At 72.6% G+C, this 17967-nt stretch carries 19 protein-coding genes; 6 read left to right on the forward strand and 13 right to left on the reverse strand.

What is annotated here, in order from left to right:
- Entirely contained in the window at positions 1–516 is a 516-nt protein-coding gene (dut, locus tag AB0I22_RS14340) for a dUTP diphosphatase (RefSeq protein ID WP_363131044.1), read from the reverse strand.
- Positions 513–1097: a PaaI family thioesterase gene (locus AB0I22_RS14345; RefSeq protein WP_363131045.1), complete on the reverse strand. Its 585-nt coding sequence runs from the start codon at positions 1095–1097 to the stop codon at positions 513–515. The genes dut and AB0I22_RS14345 overlap by 4 nt, the downstream gene beginning before the upstream one ends.
- Positions 1098–1156: 59 nt before the next feature.
- On the opposite strand from AB0I22_RS14345, the gene AB0I22_RS14350 reads away from it, so the two are divergent.
- Positions 1157–1603 carry a DUF3093 domain-containing protein gene (locus AB0I22_RS14350; RefSeq protein ID WP_363131046.1) on the forward strand — a complete coding sequence of 149 codons (447 nt, stop codon included), beginning with the start codon at positions 1157–1159 and terminating at the stop codon, positions 1601–1603.
- Positions 1604–1677: 74 nt separating this feature from the next.
- Here the strand turns inward: AB0I22_RS14350 and AB0I22_RS14355 are convergent, their stop codons facing one another.
- The 4 genes from AB0I22_RS14355 to AB0I22_RS14370 form a co-directional block, all read right to left on the reverse strand.
- Positions 1678–2499 carry a hypothetical protein gene (locus AB0I22_RS14355; RefSeq protein ID WP_363131047.1) on the reverse strand — a complete coding sequence of 274 codons (822 nt, stop codon included), beginning with the start codon at positions 2497–2499 and terminating at the stop codon, positions 1678–1680.
- Between the two features lie 14 nt (positions 2500–2513).
- Positions 2514–2813, reverse strand: a complete 300-nt coding sequence (locus AB0I22_RS14360) for a DUF4193 domain-containing protein (protein ID WP_030884311.1) — start codon at positions 2811–2813, stop codon at positions 2514–2516.
- 384 nt (positions 2814–3197) lie between these two features.
- The gene (locus AB0I22_RS14365; protein ID WP_363131048.1) at positions 3198–4439 is read right to left on the reverse strand and encodes a HAMP domain-containing sensor histidine kinase; all 1242 of its coding nucleotides are present in this window, start codon (positions 4437–4439) and stop codon (positions 3198–3200) included.
- 6 nt (positions 4440–4445) lie between these two features.
- Entirely contained in the window at positions 4446–5099 is a 654-nt protein-coding gene (locus tag AB0I22_RS14370) for a response regulator transcription factor (RefSeq protein ID WP_363131049.1), read from the reverse strand.
- Positions 5100–5506: 407 nt separating this feature from the next.
- Between AB0I22_RS14370 and AB0I22_RS14375 the strand changes: the two genes are divergently transcribed.
- Positions 5507–5674, forward strand: coding sequence for a hypothetical protein (locus tag AB0I22_RS14375; RefSeq protein ID WP_169767256.1), 168 nt, complete (start codon positions 5507–5509; stop codon positions 5672–5674).
- 260 nt (positions 5675–5934) lie between these two features.
- On the opposite strand, the gene AB0I22_RS14380 is transcribed toward AB0I22_RS14375, so the two are convergent.
- Positions 5935–6738 carry an inositol monophosphatase family protein gene (locus tag AB0I22_RS14380; protein WP_363131050.1) on the reverse strand — a complete coding sequence of 268 codons (804 nt, stop codon included), beginning with the start codon at positions 6736–6738 and terminating at the stop codon, positions 5935–5937.
- A 57-nt stretch (positions 6739–6795) separates the two neighbouring features.
- On the reverse strand, positions 6796–7914 hold the full coding sequence (locus AB0I22_RS14385) for a ferrochelatase (RefSeq protein WP_363131051.1): 1119 nt from the start codon (positions 7912–7914) through the stop codon (positions 6796–6798).
- Positions 7915–8054: 140 nt separating this feature from the next.
- Here AB0I22_RS14385 and AB0I22_RS14390 point away from each other — a divergent pair, with 140 nt between their 5' ends.
- The gene (locus tag AB0I22_RS14390) at positions 8055–9287 is read left to right on the forward strand and encodes an MFS transporter (RefSeq protein ID WP_363131052.1); all 1233 of its coding nucleotides are present in this window, start codon (positions 8055–8057) and stop codon (positions 9285–9287) included.
- Entirely contained in the window at positions 9259–10566 is a 1308-nt protein-coding gene (locus AB0I22_RS14395; RefSeq protein ID WP_363131053.1) for a D-arabinono-1,4-lactone oxidase, read from the forward strand. The genes AB0I22_RS14390 and AB0I22_RS14395 overlap by 29 nt, the downstream gene beginning before the upstream one ends.
- A gap of 34 nt (positions 10567–10600) precedes the next feature.
- Here AB0I22_RS14395 and AB0I22_RS14400 read toward each other — a convergent pair whose 3' ends face one another.
- Positions 10601–11752: a hypothetical protein gene (locus AB0I22_RS14400; RefSeq protein WP_363131054.1), complete on the reverse strand. Its 1152-nt coding sequence runs from the start codon at positions 11750–11752 to the stop codon at positions 10601–10603.
- 440 nt (positions 11753–12192) lie between these two features.
- Between AB0I22_RS14400 and sepH the strand changes: the two genes are divergently transcribed.
- Positions 12193–13263, forward strand: a complete 1071-nt coding sequence (gene sepH / locus AB0I22_RS14405) for a septation protein SepH (protein ID WP_363131055.1) — start codon at positions 12193–12195, stop codon at positions 13261–13263.
- Between the two features lie 197 nt (positions 13264–13460).
- On the opposite strand, the gene AB0I22_RS14410 is transcribed toward sepH, so the two are convergent.
- Positions 13461–14297 carry a sulfurtransferase gene (locus AB0I22_RS14410; RefSeq protein WP_363131056.1) on the reverse strand — a complete coding sequence of 279 codons (837 nt, stop codon included), beginning with the start codon at positions 14295–14297 and terminating at the stop codon, positions 13461–13463.
- Positions 14298–14572: 275 nt separating this feature from the next.
- On the opposite strand from AB0I22_RS14410, the gene AB0I22_RS14415 reads away from it, so the two are divergent.
- On the forward strand, positions 14573–15364 hold the full coding sequence (locus AB0I22_RS14415; protein WP_363131057.1) for a VOC family protein: 792 nt from the start codon (positions 14573–14575) through the stop codon (positions 15362–15364).
- A gap of 79 nt (positions 15365–15443) precedes the next feature.
- Here the strand turns inward: AB0I22_RS14415 and AB0I22_RS14420 are convergent, their stop codons facing one another.
- From AB0I22_RS14420 to AB0I22_RS14430, 3 genes are read right to left on the reverse strand one after another with little or no spacing between them, the layout of a single operon-like run.
- A complete protein-coding gene (locus AB0I22_RS14420; protein ID WP_363131058.1) occupies positions 15444–16103 on the reverse strand; it encodes a thymidine kinase in 660 nt (219 codons plus the stop codon).
- 54 nt (positions 16104–16157) lie between these two features.
- Positions 16158–17369 (reverse strand): nucleotide pyrophosphatase/phosphodiesterase family protein, encoded by a 1212-nt coding sequence (locus AB0I22_RS14425; RefSeq protein WP_363131059.1) that lies wholly within the window; start codon positions 17367–17369, stop codon positions 16158–16160.
- Positions 17369–17956 carry a DUF5998 family protein gene (locus AB0I22_RS14430; protein ID WP_363131060.1) on the reverse strand — a complete coding sequence of 196 codons (588 nt, stop codon included), beginning with the start codon at positions 17954–17956 and terminating at the stop codon, positions 17369–17371. Before AB0I22_RS14430 ends, AB0I22_RS14425 begins: the two co-directional genes overlap by 1 nt.
- Positions 17957–17967 lie beyond the last annotated feature (11 nt).

Genomic DNA, 17967 nt, shown 5'->3' on the forward strand with positions numbered 1-17967 from the left:
TCACTGTCCTTCCCGGTCGGCTACGACCGAAGCGAATCCATTCCCACCCGTTGCACCGCCCACGGCGGCATGGCCGCCGGTGGACCCCAGGCCGCCCTCGGCCCGCGCCGAGCCGGGAAGTTCCGCCACCTCGTGGAAGCGCACCTTCTCGACCTGCTGGACGACCAGTTGGGCGACCCGGTCGAGCCGCTCGAACCGCACGCTCTCGCGCGGGTCCAGATTGACCACGATCACTTTGATCTCTCCACGGTACCCGGCATCAATCGTCCCCGGGGCGTTCACCATGGAGACTCCGCAGCGGGCCGCCAGGCCCGAGCGGGGGTGCACGAAGGCCGCGTACCCGTCGGGCAGCGCGATCGACACTCCGGTGGGGAGCACGGCGCGCTCGCCGGGGGCCAGCTCGGCCGCCTCGGTGGTGACGAGGTCGCACCCGGCGTCGCCGGGGTGTCCGTACGCGGGAACGGGGACCTCGGGGTCCACCCGGCGGATCAACACGTCAAGGGGGTCACGGGTCACGGGTTCACCTCGAAAGCTCGCGCGACCTTCACCTGGTCGGGGTCGGCGAGGGCGGCGTCGATCTCGGCGGGGCGGCCGTTGTCGATGAAGTGGTCCACCTTCACCTCTATGAAGAGGGCGTCGGCGCGCACCGCGACGGGCCCGTCCGGGCCGCCGATCCGGCCGGTCGCCGTGGAGTAGATCTTGCGGTCGGCGACGGCCAGGACCTCGGCGTCGAGGTGCAGCACGGTGTCCACCGGAACGGGCCGTACGAAGTCGGTCTCCAGCCGCCCCGTCACCGCGATCACCCGCAGCAGCCAGTTCAGCGAGCCGAGCGTCTCGTCCAGCGCGGTGGCCAGCACCCCGCCGTGGGCGAGGCCGGGGGCGCCCTGATGGGCCTCCTGGACGGTGAACTCGGCGGTGATCCGCACCCCCTCGCCCGCCCGGGTCACCAGGTGCAGGCCGTGCGGGGCCCCGTCGCCGCAGCCGAAGCAGCGGTCGTAGTGCGCGCCTATGATCTCGCCAGGCGCGGGTGCGTCGGGGTGCCGCGTCGGCTCCACGGCGCCGGCCGGCGGCGTCAGCGCTGTCGTTCGTCCACTCACAGGGGCTGACCTTACCCGCGCGCGCGGCGGGCAGGCGCTGCCGTGCCAAGCTGGACCGCATGCAGCCTTACGAAGAGCGGCTGACCGCGCCGCGCTCCTGGTGGTTCATCGCGGTCCTCGTCGGCGTCGCGATGGCACTGATCATGGTGCCGTTCGGCACGCTGCCGATCCTCGGCGGTCTGATCGGCGGCGCGGCGGTTGCGTGCGTGGTGGTGAGCTCGTACGGCTCGCCCCGCATCCGGGTGGTCGCGGGCTCGCTGGTCGCGGGGGACGCGAAGATCCCGCTGACGGCGCTGGGGACGCCCGAGGTGCTGGACGCGGAGGAGGCGCGCGCCTGGCGTTCGTACAAGGCCGATACGCGCGCGTTCATGCTGCTGCGCAGCTACATTCCGACGGCGCTGCGGGTCGAGATCACGGATCCGGACGACCCGACCCCGTACGTCTATCTCTCCACGCGCTCACCACAGCGCCTGGCGGCCGCTCTGACGGCCGTACCCGCGTCCTAGGTCCGGTTCCCGCCCTTGACGGCCGTACGCACGTCCTGGGGCCGTTTCTTCGAGCCGCCGGCCGGCGGGACTTCTCAGTCCTCGGTCCCGGGCGGCGAGGGCAGCTCCCGGCCGGCGCCGGACGGCGGGAGCGCGTCCCAGGGCACCTGCTTGGTCCGCAGGTCCTTGCGGACCTTCCCCGCGAGCTTTCTGGTGTCGCGCCGGTTCAGCACCGCGCCGACGGCCGCGCCGACCATGAAGGGCGCGAGGTTGGGCAGGTTGCGGAAGGTGCGCTTGAGGATCTGCTGCCGCAGCTCGCGCTTGAGCTGTCCGCCCAGCGCGGCGTTGACGGTGGTGGGTGCGGTGATGTCGATGCCGCGCTCGTCGGCCCAGGCGCCGAGGTAGGCGATGGACCGCTGCCGGACGGTGCCGGGCGCCCGCAGGCCGTAGACCTCATGGAGCTCGGCGATCAGCTTGAACTCGACCGCGGCGACGCCGACGATCTCGGTCGCCAGTTCCGCGGGCATCGCGGGCGGTACGGGCAGCATGGCCGCCGCGCCGATGCCGGCGCCGACGGTGGAGGTGCCGTTCGCGGCGCCCGCCACCAGCTTGTCCGCGAGCTGTTCCGGGCCGAGGCCCGGGAACTGCGCGCGCAGCGTCGCGAGGTCGCGCACCGGGATGCGCGGGGCGTTGCCGATGATGCGGTCGGCGATGGCGGTCAGGCCCGCCTTGGCGCCCTGTCCGCCCCGCTTGGCGCCGGTCTTCGCGCCACGGCCGACGGCAGCCGCGAGCGAGGCCGTGCGGCCTCGCTCGTCGTTCTGGGCCAGGGCGCGCTGCGAGGCGGCGTCCTCGGTCAGCTCGGGGGTCGGTTCGGGCTGCCGGGAGCGCCGCTTCCGGAACGGGGACGAGCCTGCCATCGCAGACCCGGCCCTCAGGCCGCGCAGTCGCGGCAGATCGGCTGACCGTTCTTCTCTGCGGCCAGCTGGCTGCGGTGGTGCACGAGGAAGCACTCCATGCAGGTGAACTCGTCGGCCTGCCGGGGCAGGACCCGGACGGACAGCTCCTCGTTGGAGAGGTCCGCACCGGGCAGTTCGAGGCCCTCGGCCTGGTCGAATTCGTCGACGTCCACAGTCGACGCCGACTTGTCGTTCCTCCGAGCCTTGAGTTCCTCGATGCTGTCCTCGTTGACGTCATCGTCGGTCTTGCGTGGGGTGTCGTAATCCGTTGCCATGTCGCTCTCCCCCTCTGGGTGTCTGCGGTGTCTCAGCGCACGTAACGCGTGAGAGGCCGGACTTGTGCCCGACCTGAGGCGGAGATTTTGCCTCACATCAAGGTCTGTTACTCAATCGACACCCAACCGCACCCCTGAAGAGGTGATCAGGTTGGGTGGCGATCGGGACCGTACACGGTCCGAAAGTCGCACGGTCACGCGCCATCACGAGTACTTCCCGTGATCAAGACCCCTGGAAACCCGGATTTTCCCGGCCTTACCGCGGCTTTTTCGATCACGGAGCGTAGATGGCTTGAAGTTTGCCCATGTGATCGATCACACACGATCACGGCGTCGGCGGACCATGAAAATTCCGCCCAAAGCGAACCTCTCAAGAGAAGGATCTCAGGCCGGGAGCACGACGCGCATCACGAGGCCACCGCCTTCCCGGGGCTCCGCGGTGATCCGGCCGCCGTGCGCGCGGGCCACCGAGCGCACGATCGACAGGCCCAGACCGACGCCCTTGTCGCTGCCCGTGCGTTCCGTACGCAGCCGTCTGAAGGGCTCGAAGATGTTGTCCACCTCGTACGCCGGGACGACCGGCCCGGTGTTCTCCACCACCAGCAGCGCCTGCCCCCGCTGGCTCTCGGTGGTGACCCGCACCCAGCCGTCCGGGGTGTTGTAGCGCACCGCGTTCTGCACCAGGTTCAGCGCGATCCGCTCCAGCAGCACGCCGTTGCCCTGGACCACGGCGGGCTGCCGGTCGCCCGTCAGCTCCACGTCCTTGGCCTGGGCCTCCGCGCGGGTCTGGTCGACGGCCTGGGTCGCCACCTCGGCGAGGTCCACGGGCTTGCGGTCCACGAGCTCGTTGTCGCTGCGCGCGAGCAGCAGCAGCCCCTCCACGAGCTGCTCACTGCGCTCGTTGGTCGCCAGCAACGTCTTGCCGAGCTGCTGGAGCTCCGGGGACGCCTCCGGGTCGGAGAGGTGCACCTCCAGGAGCGTGCGGTTGATCGCCAGCGGCGTGCGCAGCTCGTGGGAGGCGTTCGCCACGAAGCGCTGCTGCGCGGTGAACGAGCGCTCCAGCCGGTCGAGCATCTCGTCGAAGGTGTCCGAGAGCTCCTTCAACTCGTCGTCCGGGCCGCCCAGTTCGATGCGCCGGCTCAGGTCCGTACCGGCGACGCGGCGGGCCGTGCGGGTCATCTTGCCCAGCGGGGAGAGGACCCGGCCGGCCATCGCGTAGCCGAAGGCGAACGCGACCACGCTCAGCCCCAGCAGGGCCAGCAGCGAGCGGCGCAGCAGCCCGTTGAGGGCGAGCCGGCGCTGGTCCTGCATGCAGTTGTAGAGAACCTCGTTGAACTGGTCCGTCTTGAGGTTGCCGGAGATCCCCGGGCAGGTGTCGTTGGTCGACTGCACGCTGCCGCCCAGCAGCTTGAACGGCAGCTCGTTGCCGACGTGCAGGGCCTGGGCCGCCAGCAGGTAGATGATCGTGAGCAGCACGATCCCGGCCATCAGGAACATCCCGCCGTAGAGCAGGGTGAGCCGTATCCGGATGGTCGGGCGGAACCACGGGAAGGGACGCACGACGGGCTGGCGCGGGTCCCAGGCGGGTTTCGGCGGAGCCGTCGGCGGGGCGGGGGTCGAGGCCATGCGGGGTCAGATCCGGTATCCGGAGCCGGGCACGGTGACGATCACGGCGGGCTCGCCGAGCTTGCGGCGGAGCGTCATGACCGTGACCCGTACGACGTTGGTGAACGGGTCGGTGTTCTCGTCCCACGCCTTCTCCAGCAGCTGCTCGGCCGAGACCACGGCCCCCTCGCTGCGCATCAGCACCTCCAGCACCGCGAACTCCTTCGGCGCCAGCTGCACCTCCTTGCCGTCCCGGAAGACCTCGCGGCGGTTCGGGTCGAGCTTGATCCCCGCGCGCTCCAGGACCGGCGGCAGCGCGACGGTCGTACGGCGCCCCAGCGCCCGCACGCGCGCGGTCAGCTCGCTGAACGCGAAGGGCTTGGGGAGGTAGTCGTCCGCGCCGATCTCCAGGCCCTCCACGCGGTCGCTGACGTCGCCGGAGGCGGTCAGCATCAGCACGCGGGTGGGCATGCCCAGCTCGACGATCTTGCGGCAGACGTCGTCGCCGTGGACGAGCGGGAGGTCGCGGTCGAGGACCACGACGTCGTAGTCGTTGACGGCGATGCGCTCCAGGGCGGCGGCACCGTCGTACACGACGTCGACGGCCATGGCCTCCCGGCGCAATCCGGTGGCTACCGCATCGGCGAGCAGCTGCTCGTCCTCGACGACGAGTACGCGCACGGCGCTGTCCTTCCGTTTGGCCCCTGTGGGCAGGCTGTTAGCCCCTCCATCCTGCCTCCAAGCCCGATAAACCGGCTGTAAGGGGGGCGAGCGGCCGATCATGACCAAGGATTCCTCGCCGCGCCCTCGTCGCATCCTCGCCACGTCCCCGCCACGTCACGGCCGCGCCCTCGACTCGTCCTCGCCTCGTCCTCGCCTCGTCCTCGACGATTCTTCGAGGCTGCCGAGATTTCGACGCGCCGCCCGAGGTTTCCCCTCACTCGGGGTTGGGGAGGACGATTTCACACACCCGCGATCACGCCCTGACTGTGGCGCGCCACACCTCGTTGCCGCTCAGGGGCCACGCACGTGATCGAACCGCCGTCGGCACACCCCCGTGCCATCGACCCATGCCGAGGGGGCGCATCATGGACGCGTTCACCGCTGGAATTCTGCAGCGTATAGAGAGCACTCAGACCGATCTCGACCAGGCCCGCGAAGCAGGCGACGACTTCCTCGTCGAGGTCGAGCTGGCAGAACTGGACGACCTGCGCCGGCTGGCCGCCGAGCACGGCGTCGAGGTCACCGCCGCCTGAGTCACGCCGCCCCGGACCCCGGGGCCCGACCGAACGGCACCACCCACGCAGCGAAGCGCCTCCGCACCGACTCGGTGCGGAGGCGCTTCGTGTTGCCCGCCCGGGGCCCCGGACGCTCGGTCGGCCCCGTTCCCGTACGGACGGCCGTACGGCCCCACACCGCCCTTCCCGGGGCCGGTCGACCGGATGGGTCGGCGGGCGGCTCCCCGGCGGCGTGAGACGGCCCGTACGCCCCGTACGGGCGTCTCGGCGGAGCCCCGTCAGTCGTGCCAGGCCCCCAGGTTGTCCAGCAGCTCCTGGAGGGGCTCGAAGAGGCCGGGCGGGGCGGCGACGGCGAGCTCCCCGGAGAGGGGATCGCCGGGGCGGCCGCCGGTGCGGGCCCCCGCTTCGCGGGCTATGAGGGCGCCCGCCGCGAAGTCCCAAGGGTTCAGGCCGCGCTCGTAATAGCCGTCCAGGCGGCCGCAGGCCACGTCGCACAGGTCGATGGCGGCCGAACCGGCGCGCCGGATGTCGCGGACGCGCGGCAGCAGATCGCGGACCACCCCGGCCTGGGCCGCCCGGCGTTCGGTGAGATAGCCGAAGCCCGTGCCGATCAGGGCCTGCTCGAAGGCGGGGGCGGGGCGGCAGCGCACCCGCTCGTCGCCGGCGTACGCGCCCTCGCCGAGGACCGCACGGTAGGTCTCGCCGCGCATCGGCGCCGCGACGACGCCGACCACCGCCTCGCCGTTCAGCTCGGCGGCGATGGAGACCGACCAGGAGGGCAGGCCGTACAGGTAGTTCACGGTGCCGTCGATCGGGTCGATGACCCAGCGCACGCCGCTGCTGCCCGGCGTGCTGGCGCCCTCCTCGCCCAGCAGCCCGTCGTGCGGGCGCTCCTCGGCGAGGAAGGCGGTGATCAGCTTCTCGGCGGCGATGTCCATCTCGGTGACGACGTCGATGGGGCTGGACTTGGTGGCGGCCACGCCGAGATCGGCGGGGCGGCCGTCGCGCAGCAGCTCGCCGGCCCGGCGGGCCGCTTCGAGCGCGACGGCGAGGAGCTCGTCCTTGAGGGGTCGGTCGGTCACGGCACTCCTAGATCGTGTGGGGCGGCGGAATCGGCCGGCGTCGTACGGGCGCGCCGGTCACTCGGCGGCGCCCGCGGCGGCCGGGCGCGGGGTCCGCGCGGGGCAGCAGCCCACCGGGCAGACGTCGTGGCTGGGGCCGAGCGCGCCCAGCGCGCAGCGCTCCGGCGCGGCGCCGCGCTCGGTCGCCGCCCGCTCCAGCACCAGGTCCCGCACGGCCGCGGCGAAGCGCGGGTCCGAGCCGACCGTGGCGGCGCGGGCGACGGGCAGGCCCAGCTCCTGGGCCTTCGCGGCGGCCTCGGTGTCGAGGTCGTACTTGACCTCCATGTGGTCCGAGACGAAGCCGATGGGGACCATCACGGCGGCCGGTACGCCCTCGGCGTGCAGGGTCTCCAGGTGGTCGCAGATGTCGGGTTCCAGCCAGGGGATGTGCGGGGCGCCGCTGCGGGACTGGTAGACGAGCTGCCAGGGGTGCTCGACGCCGGTCTCCTCGCGGACCGCTTCGGCGATCACGCGGGCGACGTCAAGGTGCTCGGCGACATACGCGCCGCCGTCGCCGTGGGCGGGCACGGGGCCGGAGGTGTCGGCGGCGGCGGTCGGGATGGAGTGCGTGGTGAAGGCCAGCTGCGCCCCGGCCCGCAGCCCTTCGGGGAGCTCGGCGAGGGCGGCGAGGGTCGCGTCGACCATGGGCCGTACGAAGCCGGGGTGGTTGAAGTAGTGCCGCAGCTTGTCCACGCGCGGCGGCTCGACGCCCTCGGCCTCCAGCGCGGCGAGCGCGTCGGCGAGGTTCTCGCGGTACTGGCGGCAGCCGGAGTACGAGGCGTACGCGCTGGTGGCCAGGGTGAGGACGCGGCGATGGCCGTCGGCCACGAGCTGCCGCAGCGTGTCGGTCAGATACGGCGCCCAGTTGCGATTGCCCCAGTAGACCGGGAGGTCCAGGCCGTTCTCCGCGAAGTCCTTGCGGAGCGCCTGGAGCAGCTCGCGGTTCTGCGCGTTGATCGGACTGACGCCGCCGAAGAGGAAGTAGTGCTGCCCGACCTCTTTGAGCCGCTCGCGGGGGATGCCCCGGCCACGTGTGACGTTCTCCAGGAACGGCACGACGTCGTCCGGGCCTTCCGGTCCGCCGAAGGAGAGCAGGAGGAGGGCGTCATACGGGGCGGGGGCTGGCTGATCCGACATACGTCCGATCCTGCCACCCCCCTCTGACAGTCCGACCCTGCCACCCCCTTCCGGCAGGCGGAAAATACCGGTGCGGCCGATGGCGGCCCCCCCGTAACCTGTATCGGCCACGAACATCCCTTACCGGTGGAGTCCACCCCTTGCCCAGTCCCTACCGCGCGATATTCGCCGCCCCCGGCGCGAAGGGCTTCTCGACCGCCGGCTTCTTCGGCCGGATGACGCTGTCGATGATGAGCATCGGCATCGTCACGATGATCTCCCAGCTCACCGGCCGGTACGGGCTGGCCGGCGCGCTCTCCGCGACGGTCGCGGTCGCCGACGCGGTGGCCGGACCGCAGATATCCCGGCTCGTGGACCGGCACGGGCAGCGCCGGGTGCTGCGCCCCGCGACGCTCATCACGACGGCGGCCCTCGCCGGGCTGCTGGTGAGTACGCAGCAGCGGTGGCCGGACTGGACGCTCTTCGTCTTCTCGGCGGGCGTCGGCTGCGTGCCGAGCGTCGGCGCGATGGTCCGGGCCCGCTGGGCCGCGATCTACGGGGACTCGCCGCACCTGCTGCACACCGCCTACAGCGCCGAGTCCGTGGTCGACGAGGTGTGCTTCATCTTCGGGCCGATCATCTCCATCGGCCTGTCCACCTCCTGGTTCCCGGAGGCGGGGCCGCTGCTGGCGGGCTGCTTCCTGATCGGCGGCGTCTTCGCGCTGACCGCGCAGCGCGCCACGGAGCCCGTACCGCACCCGCGCGGTGAGCACTCCAGCGGCTCCGCGCTGCGCGCTCCGGGGCTCCAGGTGCTGGTGGCGACGTTCGTGGCGACAGGGGTGATCTTCGGCTCGCTCGACGTGGTGACGGTGGCGTTCGCCGACGACCAGGGCCACAAGTCCGCCGCCAGCCTGGTGCTGGCGGTGTGCGCGCTGGGGTCCTGTCTGGCCGGCGCGGTCTACGGGCTGCTGCGCTTCAAGAGCGAGCCGTCCCGCCGCTGGCTGCTGGGCGTCTGCGCGATGGCCGTGAGTATGATCCCCCTCCAACTGGTCGGGAACCTGCCGTTCCTGGCCGTGGCGCTCTTTGTCGCGGGCCTGTCCATCGCGCCGACGATGGTGACCACCATGGCCCTCGTCGAGCAGCATGTACCGCGCGCGAAGCTGACCGAGGGCATGACGTGGACGAGCACCGGGCTCGCGGTCGGATTCGCGCTCGGCTCGTCGGCCGCCGGCTGGGTGGTGGACGCGTCCGGGCCCGGGGCGGGGTACGCGGTGTCCGGCGTGGCGGGTGCGCTCGCGGCCGCGGTCGCGTTCCTCGGGTACCGCCGGCTGCGGCCGGCGCCGCATCGGGAGGGGTCTGGCGCACATGACCGAAACGAGCAGCGCGTGGCGTAACTGGGCGGGGAACGTCGTGGTCCGGCCCGCTCGGACCGTTGCGCCCTCCAGCTCCGAGGAGTTGGCGGCGGCGGTCCGCAAGGCGGCGGAGGACGGCCTGCGGGTGAAGGCGGCGGGCACGGGCCACTCCTTTACGGCGGCGGCGGCCACGGACGGACTCCTGATACGGCCCGAACGCCTCACCGGCGTCCGGGAGATCGACCGTGCGGCCGGGACCGTGACGGTCGCGGCGGGCACCTCGCTCAAGCGCCTGAACGAGACGCTCAGCGCGCACGGGCTGTCGCTGACCAACATGGGCGACGTCATGGAGCAGACGGTCTCCGGCGCCACCAGCACCGGAACGCACGGCACCGGCCGCGACTCGGCCTCGACTTCTGCCCAGATCACGGGGCTTGAGCTGGTGACGGCGGACGGTTCGGTGCTGACGTGCTCCGAGAAGGAGAACCCGGAGGTGTTCGCGGCGGCCCGGCTCGGCCTCGGCGCGCTCGGGGTGATCACGGCCGTCACCTTCGCCGTGGAACCGGAGTTCTGGCTGCTGGCCCGCGAGGAGCCGATGCCCTTCGACCGGGTCACGGCCGAGTTCGAGCAGCTCGTGGCCGAGAACGAGCACTTCGAGTTCTACTGGTTTCCGCACACCCGCAACTGCAACACCAAGCGCAACAACCGCAGTCCGGGCCCGGCCGCGCCGCCCTCGCCGCTGAGCGCCTGGATCGAGGACGAGTTCATCTCCAACGCCCTCTTCAGGGCCGTCTGCGCGCTGGGCCGGGCGGCGCCCGCGACCATCCCGCCCGTCGCCAGGATCTCCAGCCGCGCGCTCTCGGCCCGTACGTACACCGACATCCCGTACAAGGTCTTCACCAGCCCCCGCCGGGTCCGCTTCGTGGAGATGGAGTACGCGCTGCCGCGCGAGGCGGCCGTCGCGGCGCTCCGCGAGTTGAAGGCGATGGTCGAGCGCTCGCGCCTGCGGATCAGCTTTCCGGTGGAGGTACGGACCGCCCCGGCCGACGACATCCCGCTCTCCACCGCCGCCGGCCGCGACACGGCCTACATCGCGGTGCACCAGTACCGGGGCACCCCGCACCACGCCTACTTCTCCGCGGCCGAGCAGATCATGACGGCGCACGGCGGGCGGCCGCACTGGGGGAAGCTGCACAGCCGCGACGCCGCGTATCTGGCCGGGGTCTATCCGCGCTTCGGCGAGTTCACGGCGCTGCGGGACCGGCTGGACCCGCAGCGCCTGTTCGGCAACGACTACCTGCGGCGCGTGCTCGGAGCCTGAGCCGGCGGCCAGGTGCTACGAGCCTGAGCTGCCGCTACGAGCCCGACTCGGCGCCCTGGGCGCCGGCCGCCGCGGCGTCGTTCTGCGGCGCGCCGGGGTCGGGGTTCTGGTTCCCGCTGCCGGGCTTGTCGTCGTTCTGGCCGCTGCCCTTGCCCTTGTCCTTGCCGGTGCCCGTGCCGCCGTCCGCGCCGCCCTGGTCCGTGCCGCCCTGCGACTGCGAGGGGGTGGGGGTCGGCTGCCGCGTGGGCGTCGAGTCGCCGCCCGCCGGGTTCGAGGGCGTCGAGTGCGGCGACGGCTTGTCGCCGCTGCCGCTGTCGCTGCCGCCGCCGGACTGGTCGGTGTCCGGGGACTGCGTCGAGCCGTTGCCGGAGGTGCCGCCCTCGGAGGACTGGCCGGTGCCGGGGGTGCCGGTCGGCTTCGACGGGGCGTGGTTCCCGGAGTCGTTCGAGCGGAAGATCTGCTGGAAGGTGGTGCCGCTCTTGCCGTCCGGCGTGGAGCCCGTGGCCAGTTCGACGACGGTGACGGTGACCATCGCGAGCACGAAGATCACGACCGCGTGGAGCAGCGGGCTCTTCCAGCGCCGCAGCCGCGTGCCGTGCGTGGTGGACGCGGTGAACTCCTCGGAAGAGACCTCCCCGGGACCGGACGCCTGGTCCCCGCCCTTGGCCTGCCGCAGCAACTGGGTGGGGTCCTCGGCCCGCGGCAGCATCTGCGTCGCTTCGACGCGCGGCAGCATCTGGGTGGCCTCGGCCCGCTTGAGCAGCTGCGTACGGTCCGGGTCGGCATCGGGGTGGGCGTCGCCGTCGTGCTCGCCCTGGCCGACCGCCGGGAGCATGGTCGTCGCCTGCTCGTCCCCGGAGGAATCATCGCGCCGGCGGTCACCGTCCGTGTCCGTGACGGGGACTTGGCGCGCCTTCGGCTTCGCCAGCACCGTCACATCACGGATCTGTTCACCCGTTCGCCGGAAGAGATGCTGAAAAATCGTGCCGCCCGTGGTGGCCACGACACTCACCACGCCCGCACCGATGATCGTTCCGTAGACGCCGAGCTTGCCCGCGAGGAGCGCGGCGATCACGGCGGCCAGACCGCTGCCGGCCACCTGGGCGACACTGAGATCCAGCCGCTTGCCTTGCGGTTTTTCCTCGCTTTCGTCCTTTACTTGCATCTCCAGCCTCTGCTTGCCCATTCGCTCCACCCTGCATAGAGAAGGGACTTATGGGCGATCCGATCAGTTCCGATTTAGGTGATTGTGTGAACCTCGCCACTCACACCACCCCCAGGGGTGAACGGGCCGGCGATCAACTCCCTTGCCCCGCGAGAGGTTCCATGGCGCGCCGATCCACCCAGGTGGCCCGAATGGAGTACTGTGGCGAGCCCTGGCCCGGTATCCCGTCCGGCTGCCCGGACTCACGGGAGAGGGCCCCGGAAGGCCCTCCTCCGGAGGACGCAATACGGCACGGGAAGCGGCTGTACAGGGAAAACGACACGGTCACCGAGAGTGGCGAACCGGTAACCGTGGCATAACGGCGCATCGGGTCCCCGACCCGACACGCCGGTCAACTCGGCAATGTTGTGGCAGGCTGCACCCGGGCAGGCCACACTCGACTAGCGGAAGCAGCGACGCACGTGACGTCGGCAGGCACCACCCGGGAGGTCCCCATGCCCGAACTGCGTGTCGTGGCCGTCTCAAACGACGGCACACGGCTGGTGCTCAAGGCTGCGGACAGCACGGAGTACACGCTTCCGATCGATGAGCGGCTGCGCGCCGCCGTGCGCAACGACCGCGCCCGCCTCGGCCAGATCGAGATCGAGGTGGAGAGCCACCTCCGCCCGCGCGACATCCAGGCCCGTATAAGGGCCGGAGCCTCCGCCGAGGAAGTCGCGCAGATGGCGGGCATCCCCGTCGACCGCGTCCGCCGCTTCGAGGGCCCCGTGCTCGCGGAGCGCGCCTTCATGGCCGAGCGGGCCCGCAAGACGCCCGTACGGCGCCCCGGCGAGAACACCGGACCGCAGCTCGGCGAGGCCGTTTCGGAGCGGCTGCTGCTGCGCGGCGCCGAGAAGGACACCGCCCAGTGGGACTCCTGGCGGCGCGAGGACGGCACCTGGGAGGTCCTCCTCGTCTACCGGGTCGCGGGCGAGATGCGCTCGGCGAGCTGGACCTACGACCCGCCCCGGCGGATCGTTCAGGCGATGGACGACGAGGCCCGGGTCCTGATCGGCGAGAGCGACGACACGCCCGAGCCGAGCTTCCCCTTCGTGCCGCGCATCGCCCGGCTGCCCCGGGACCGGCCGCTCGACCGCGCGCTGGACCGGCAGTCGTCGGCGTCCGCCCCGGAGCCCGAGCCGGAGCCGCCCGCCGAGGACGCGCCGAGGGAACGCGACTCCCTGACCAGCCTGCTGGAGGCCGTGCCCAGCTTCCGGGGCGACATGATCGTGCCGGAGCAGCCCACCGGCGACACGTCGGAGGAGCCGGACGAGGACGAGCCGGAGGCGGTCGAGCCGCCCGCCCCGGCGGCCAGCGCCGGATCGGCCTACGCGGACGTGCTGATGCCGCGTTCGGTGGGGGGCCACCGGGACCGGCTCACGGGCACCACGGACCGGCAGGCCGAGGCCGACGGCGTCCGACCAGGGCGGCGTGCCGCCGTCCCGAGCTGGGACGAGATCGTCTTCGGCACCCGCCGCAAAAAGCAGGAGTAACAGGCCACCGCTCTCTGGCTTGCCGACTGCGGAATCGTTGCGCCTGTGATCGTCCGGCCCACCCGCCCGGTGCCGCCGGACGGCTCAGGCCCCGGGCGAGGGGCGGGTGGGGCGAACGTGACAGGACTCGCTACGGCCGGAGCACGGGCCGAAGGCGACGCCCGCGGCGCGGCCCCCGGCCCGAGCGGCGGGCCCGGTCAGCCCGGCTCGGCCCCCGTGGCGACCGGGCGGGCGATGTCCGCGGACCATTCGCTCCAGGAGCCGACGTACAGCGCCGCCGGGATGCCGGCCACCGCCAGGGCCAGCACCTCATGAGCGCCCGACACGCCCGAGCCGCAGTAGACGCCGACCTCGGTTTCGCCGGTCGCGCCCAGGGACGCGAAGCGGGCCGCCAGTTCGGGGGCCGGGTGGAACCGGCCGTTTTCCGCCACGTTCTCCGCCGTGGGCGCGGACACCGCGCCGGGGATGTGGCCGCCGACCCGGTCGATCGGTTCGACCTCGCCCCGGTAGCGCTCCCCCGCCCGCGCGTCGAGCAGGACGCCCCGGCGGGCCAGCGCCGCCGCGTCGTCGGCCGCCAGCAGCCCCGCCGCCCCCGGCTCCGGTTCGAAGTCGCCCGCCTCGGGGGCCGGGGCCTCGGCGGTGAGGGCGCCTCCGGAGGCCGTCCACGCCGCCAGGCCGCCGTCCAGGACGCGTACGTCCGTATGCCCCGTCCAGCGCAGCAGCCACCAGCAGCGGGCAGCCGCCCATCCCTGGCCGCCGTCGTAGACGACCACCGCGCGGTCGGCGCCGACCCCGGCGCGGCGCATCGCGGCGCCGAAGGCCGCGACGTCCGGCAGCGGGTGGCGGCCCCGTTCCCCCGCCGGGCCCGCGAGTTCGCCGTCGAGGTCGATGTACACGGCTCCGGGGATGTGCCCGGCCTCGTACTCCGGGCGGCCGGGCGGGCCGCCGAGCTGCCAGCGGATGTCCAGGAGAACCGGTGGCTGAGCCGCCGCCGACTCGCTCGCGAGTTCGGATGCGGTGATGATGGCATTCATAAGGCCCATCCTCGCGCAGTGACCGGCGCCCGCGTCCGGCGTTCCGGTCCCGCGGCGGCGATGGGCCGATACCGGACGGCAACGGCGCCGAAACGGATGCGACATGCCGATTCGGGCAGGCTCCGGGGGGGGAACCCGCCAAATCCGGCGCGGCCGGGGCGCACGCCACGACAGGCGGTGCGAACATCTGGACTTGCCCCGTCCCCGTACCACCCCGCGCGCCGCAGACCGGCCCGGGCGACACGGCCACCACGATGGTCTAGGAGAGAGTGACGATGACCGAGGAAGCGACTCGGCGCACCCCTGGAACGCCATGCTGGACCAGCCTCATGGTGCACAGCCTGGCCGCGACCCAGGAGTTCTACAGCGGCCTGTTCGGCTGGACGTACCACTCGGGCCCGGGGCAGCTCGGGCCGTACGTGCGCGCCGAACTGGACGGCCGCCCCGTGGCCGGAATCGGCGAGCTGCCGCCCGACCGGCAGCTGCCGGTCTCCTGGACGACGTATCTCGCGAGCGACGACGCCGACATCACGGCCGAGCGGATCAGGTGCTGCGGCGGCACGGTGGGCGTCGGGCCCCTCGAAGCGGAGGAGGAGGGCCGGCTGGCCATCGCCTTGGACCCGTCCGGCGCGACGTTCGGCGTCTGGGAGGGGCGCCGCCACCTCGGCGCGCAGGGCGCGGGCGTCCCCGGCACACCGGTCTGGCACGAGCTGCTGACCTGCGAGACCACGATGATCGCCAAGTTCTACGAGTCCGTCTTCGGCTATGAGACCGAGGCCGTGGTGGCGGCGGACTTCGACTATCTGAACCTGACCGTGGACGGTGCGCCGGTCGCCGCGATCCACGGAGTCGGCAGCGCCCTGCCCCGCGACCAGGGGCCGCGGTGGATGACGTACTTCGAGGTGGCGGACACGGACGCGGCGGCCCGCCGGGTCACCGAGCTGGGCGGCCGGGTGCTGGCCCCGCCCCGTGACGCCGCACCGGGCCGGCTGGCCACGGTCGCGGACCCGGAGGGGGCGGTCTTCTCCCTGCTCCGCAGCGCGACGCCGGTCCCGCAGGCCGGCTGAGCGGAGGGCCGGGACGGGGAGGATCGTACGGGCCCGGGCTCGCGCCCGTACGGGGCGGGCCGGGCGCGGGGGCGCCGCGTCAGCGGCGCGCCTCGGCGTCCACCGGCAGGACGTCCGGGGAGAGCGCCCCGGCCCCGGCGGCCGCCGCCGTCATGCGGCGGATGTGGTGGCGGCGGCACAGCACCTCGTACCCCACGGTGTCCTGCGCCCCGTCCACGTCGCCGACGACGACCTGCGCGCCCTCGACGACCATCTGGCCGGCGACGGTACGGGCGTTGTGGGTGGCCCGTGCGCCGCACCAGCACAACGCCTCCACCTGGAGCACCTCGATCCGGTCGGCGAGTTCGACGAGCCGCTGGGAGCCGGGGAAGAGCTTGGTGCGGAAGTCGGTGGTGATGCCGAACGCGAAGACGTCGAGCGCGAGGTCGTCGACGACGCGGGCCAGCTGGTCGATCTGCTCGGGGGCGAGGAACTGGGCCTCGTCGGCGATGACGTAGTCGGCCCGGCCGCCCGCGGAGAGGTGGGCGACGACGTAGGCGTAGAAGTCGAAGCCGTCCGCGGCCTCGACGGCCTCGGTGACCAGGCCGAGCCGGGAGGAGAGCTTGCCCTCCCCCGCCCGGTCGTCGCGGGTGAAGATCATCCCTTGCAGGCCGCGGGCCGAGCGGTTGTGCTCGATCTGCAGAGCGAGTGTGCTTTTGCCGCAGTCCATCGTTCCGCTGAAGAACACCAGCTCGGACATGAGGAGGCGAGGGCCTTTCGGTCGTGCGGGGGCGAGATGCGGGGGAACGGAGGTTCAGGTGCGTACTTCGAGGAGCGGAACGAACTGCTCCACGGGGGTCATCGAGCCGTGCAGGCCGACCATCATCGACTCGTTCGGCTCGGTCCGCGAGGCCACGATGGCGATGTCGTCGCGGGCGGCGGCGACGACGTCGCCGATCCGGCCGCGCACCCGCTCGTCCACGCCGTCGCCGGGCCGCCCGAACCAGCCCGCCTCGATCGCCTCGTCGCGGCCCGCCACCCACATCTGCTCGCCGAGCACCTCGCGCCAGCAGGCCAGCACGTCCCCGGCCGCGCCCGGCACCGCGTACACATGGCGGCAGCGGCCCTCGCCGCCGAGGAGCGAGACGCCCGCGCTCAGCTCCCAGTCCTCGTCGAAGTCGATGCGCGACTCGGCGTCGAAGGGGATGTCGATCATGCCGTGGTCGGCGGTGACGTACAGGACGGAGCGGGGCGGCAGCTGCTCGGCGAGGCGCTGGGCGAGCCGGTCGACGTACATCAGCTGGCCGCGCCATTCGTCCGAGTCGACGCCGAAGCGGTGGCCGGCCCCGTCGACCTCGCTGTAGTAGGTGTAGACGAGCGAGCGGTCGGCTGCCCCCAGCCGGTCGGCGGAGAGGTCCATGCGGTCCTCGCCGAGCTGCCGGCCGTGGAAGGTCCCGCCGCTGAGCGCGATCTTGGTCAGCGGGGTGTGCTGGAAGTCGGGGGCGGACACCTGGCAGGTGTGCACGCCCGCGGCGTCAGCGAGCTGGAAGACCGTGGGGTACGGCTGCCACACGTACGGGTCGGTCCAGGGCTGCCAGCGCAGCTGGTTCATCAACTGGCCGGTGGCCGGGTCGCGGACCGTATAACCGGGGAGGCCGTGCGCGCCGGGCGGCAGTCCGGTGCCGACGGAGGCCAGGGAAGCAGCCGTGGTGGCGGGGAAGCCCGCGGTCATCGGCTGCCCGGTGCCGTTCATGGAGCTGCCCAGCAGCGAGTGCAGGAACGGGGCCTCGGCGGGGTGGGCCTTCAGCAGCTCCCAGCCGAGGCCGTCGATCAGGAAGACGCAGGCGCGGTCGGCGGGCTCCAGGTGGAGGCCGGAGGTGATGCCGGGGACCTCCAGGCCCGCGGCGACGGCGGGCAGCAGGTCGGAGAGGGCGCCCGCGCCGTAGCGCGGGAGGGGGGCGGAGCGGGGGTCGAGCGGGTGCGGGTCCTGCCAGGAGGTGGCGGGGCCGGAGGCGTAATCAGTCATCAGCGGCCGGTCGCCGCCGTCGCCTCGGACAGGGACTGCGCGAACGCCAGGGTCTGCCGCACGGTGTCGGGTCCGTCCCCCGCCTCGCTGACGCGCAGGCTCAGGTCGTCGGCGGTGGAGGAGCCGGTGTAGCCGTGGTCGGCCTCGCAGTTGGGGTCGCCGCAGGCGGCGGGCTCCAGGTCGAGGCGGGCGACCGCGCCCCAGCCGATGGTCAGGACGACCTCGCGGGGCAGGGTGCCGGGGGTGTACGACTCGGGGTTGGCCACGACGCGGCTGAGCACCACCGAGGAGATCCGGCCGAGCTTCACGGACTCGGTGGAGGTGGTGGCGTACGGCGACGGCGAGGTGCCGTCGGCCGCCTGCTCGTCGGTGTGGCTCACGATGAAGCGGGTGTCGGTCAGCACGAGGACCGTGACATGCCGGCGGACCTCGTTGGAGTCGAAGGTCGTCTCCTGATGAACCAGATAGGACACGACCGGCTCACCGCCCACGGCGGCCTCCACCGCCTCGGCCACGAGGGCCGGGTAGTAGCCGCTGCGCTCGATCGCCGCGCGCAGCCCTTGGGTCGTCGTACCGGTCTTCGCCATACGCCCATCCT

The sequence above is a fragment of the Streptomyces sp. NPDC050610 genome (genome assembly GCF_040654875.1).
GTDB lineage: Bacteria > Actinomycetota > Actinomycetes > Streptomycetales > Streptomycetaceae > Streptomyces.

Excerpts from the sequence above, each read along its gene's own strand:
- AB0I22_RS14425 (WP_363131059.1), bottom strand. The coding sequence starts at position 17,369 with ATGACTGATTACGCCTCCGGCCCCGCCACCTCCTGGCAGGACCCGCAC.
- AB0I22_RS14395 (WP_363131053.1), top strand. The coding sequence starts at position 9,259 with ATGACCGAAACGAGCAGCGCGTGGCGTAACTGGGCGGGGAACGTCGTG.
- AB0I22_RS14360 (WP_030884311.1), bottom strand. The coding sequence starts at position 2,813 with ATGGCAACGGATTACGACACCCCACGCAAGACCGACGATGACGTCAAC.
- AB0I22_RS14410 (WP_363131056.1), bottom strand. The coding sequence starts at position 14,297 with ATGAATGCCATCATCACCGCATCCGAACTCGCGAGCGAGTCGGCGGCG.
- AB0I22_RS14355 (WP_363131047.1), bottom strand. The coding sequence starts at position 2,499 with ATGGCAGGCTCGTCCCCGTTCCGGAAGCGGCGCTCCCGGCAGCCCGAA.
- AB0I22_RS14375 (WP_169767256.1), top strand. The coding sequence starts at position 5,507 with ATGGACGCGTTCACCGCTGGAATTCTGCAGCGTATAGAGAGCACTCAG.
- AB0I22_RS14430 (WP_363131060.1), bottom strand. The coding sequence starts at position 17,956 with ATGGCGAAGACCGGTACGACGACCCAAGGGCTGCGCGCGGCGATCGAG.
- AB0I22_RS14350 (WP_363131046.1), top strand. The coding sequence starts at position 1,157 with ATGCAGCCTTACGAAGAGCGGCTGACCGCGCCGCGCTCCTGGTGGTTC.
- AB0I22_RS14420 (WP_363131058.1), bottom strand. The coding sequence starts at position 16,103 with ATGTCCGAGCTGGTGTTCTTCAGCGGAACGATGGACTGCGGCAAAAGC.
- AB0I22_RS14365 (WP_363131048.1), bottom strand. The coding sequence starts at position 4,439 with ATGGCCTCGACCCCCGCCCCGCCGACGGCTCCGCCGAAACCCGCCTGG.
- AB0I22_RS14400 (WP_363131054.1), bottom strand. The coding sequence starts at position 11,752 with ATGGGCAAGCAGAGGCTGGAGATGCAAGTAAAGGACGAAAGCGAGGAA.
- AB0I22_RS14385 (WP_363131051.1), bottom strand. The coding sequence starts at position 7,914 with ATGTCGGATCAGCCAGCCCCCGCCCCGTATGACGCCCTCCTCCTGCTC.
- AB0I22_RS14415 (WP_363131057.1), top strand. The coding sequence starts at position 14,573 with ATGACCGAGGAAGCGACTCGGCGCACCCCTGGAACGCCATGCTGGACC.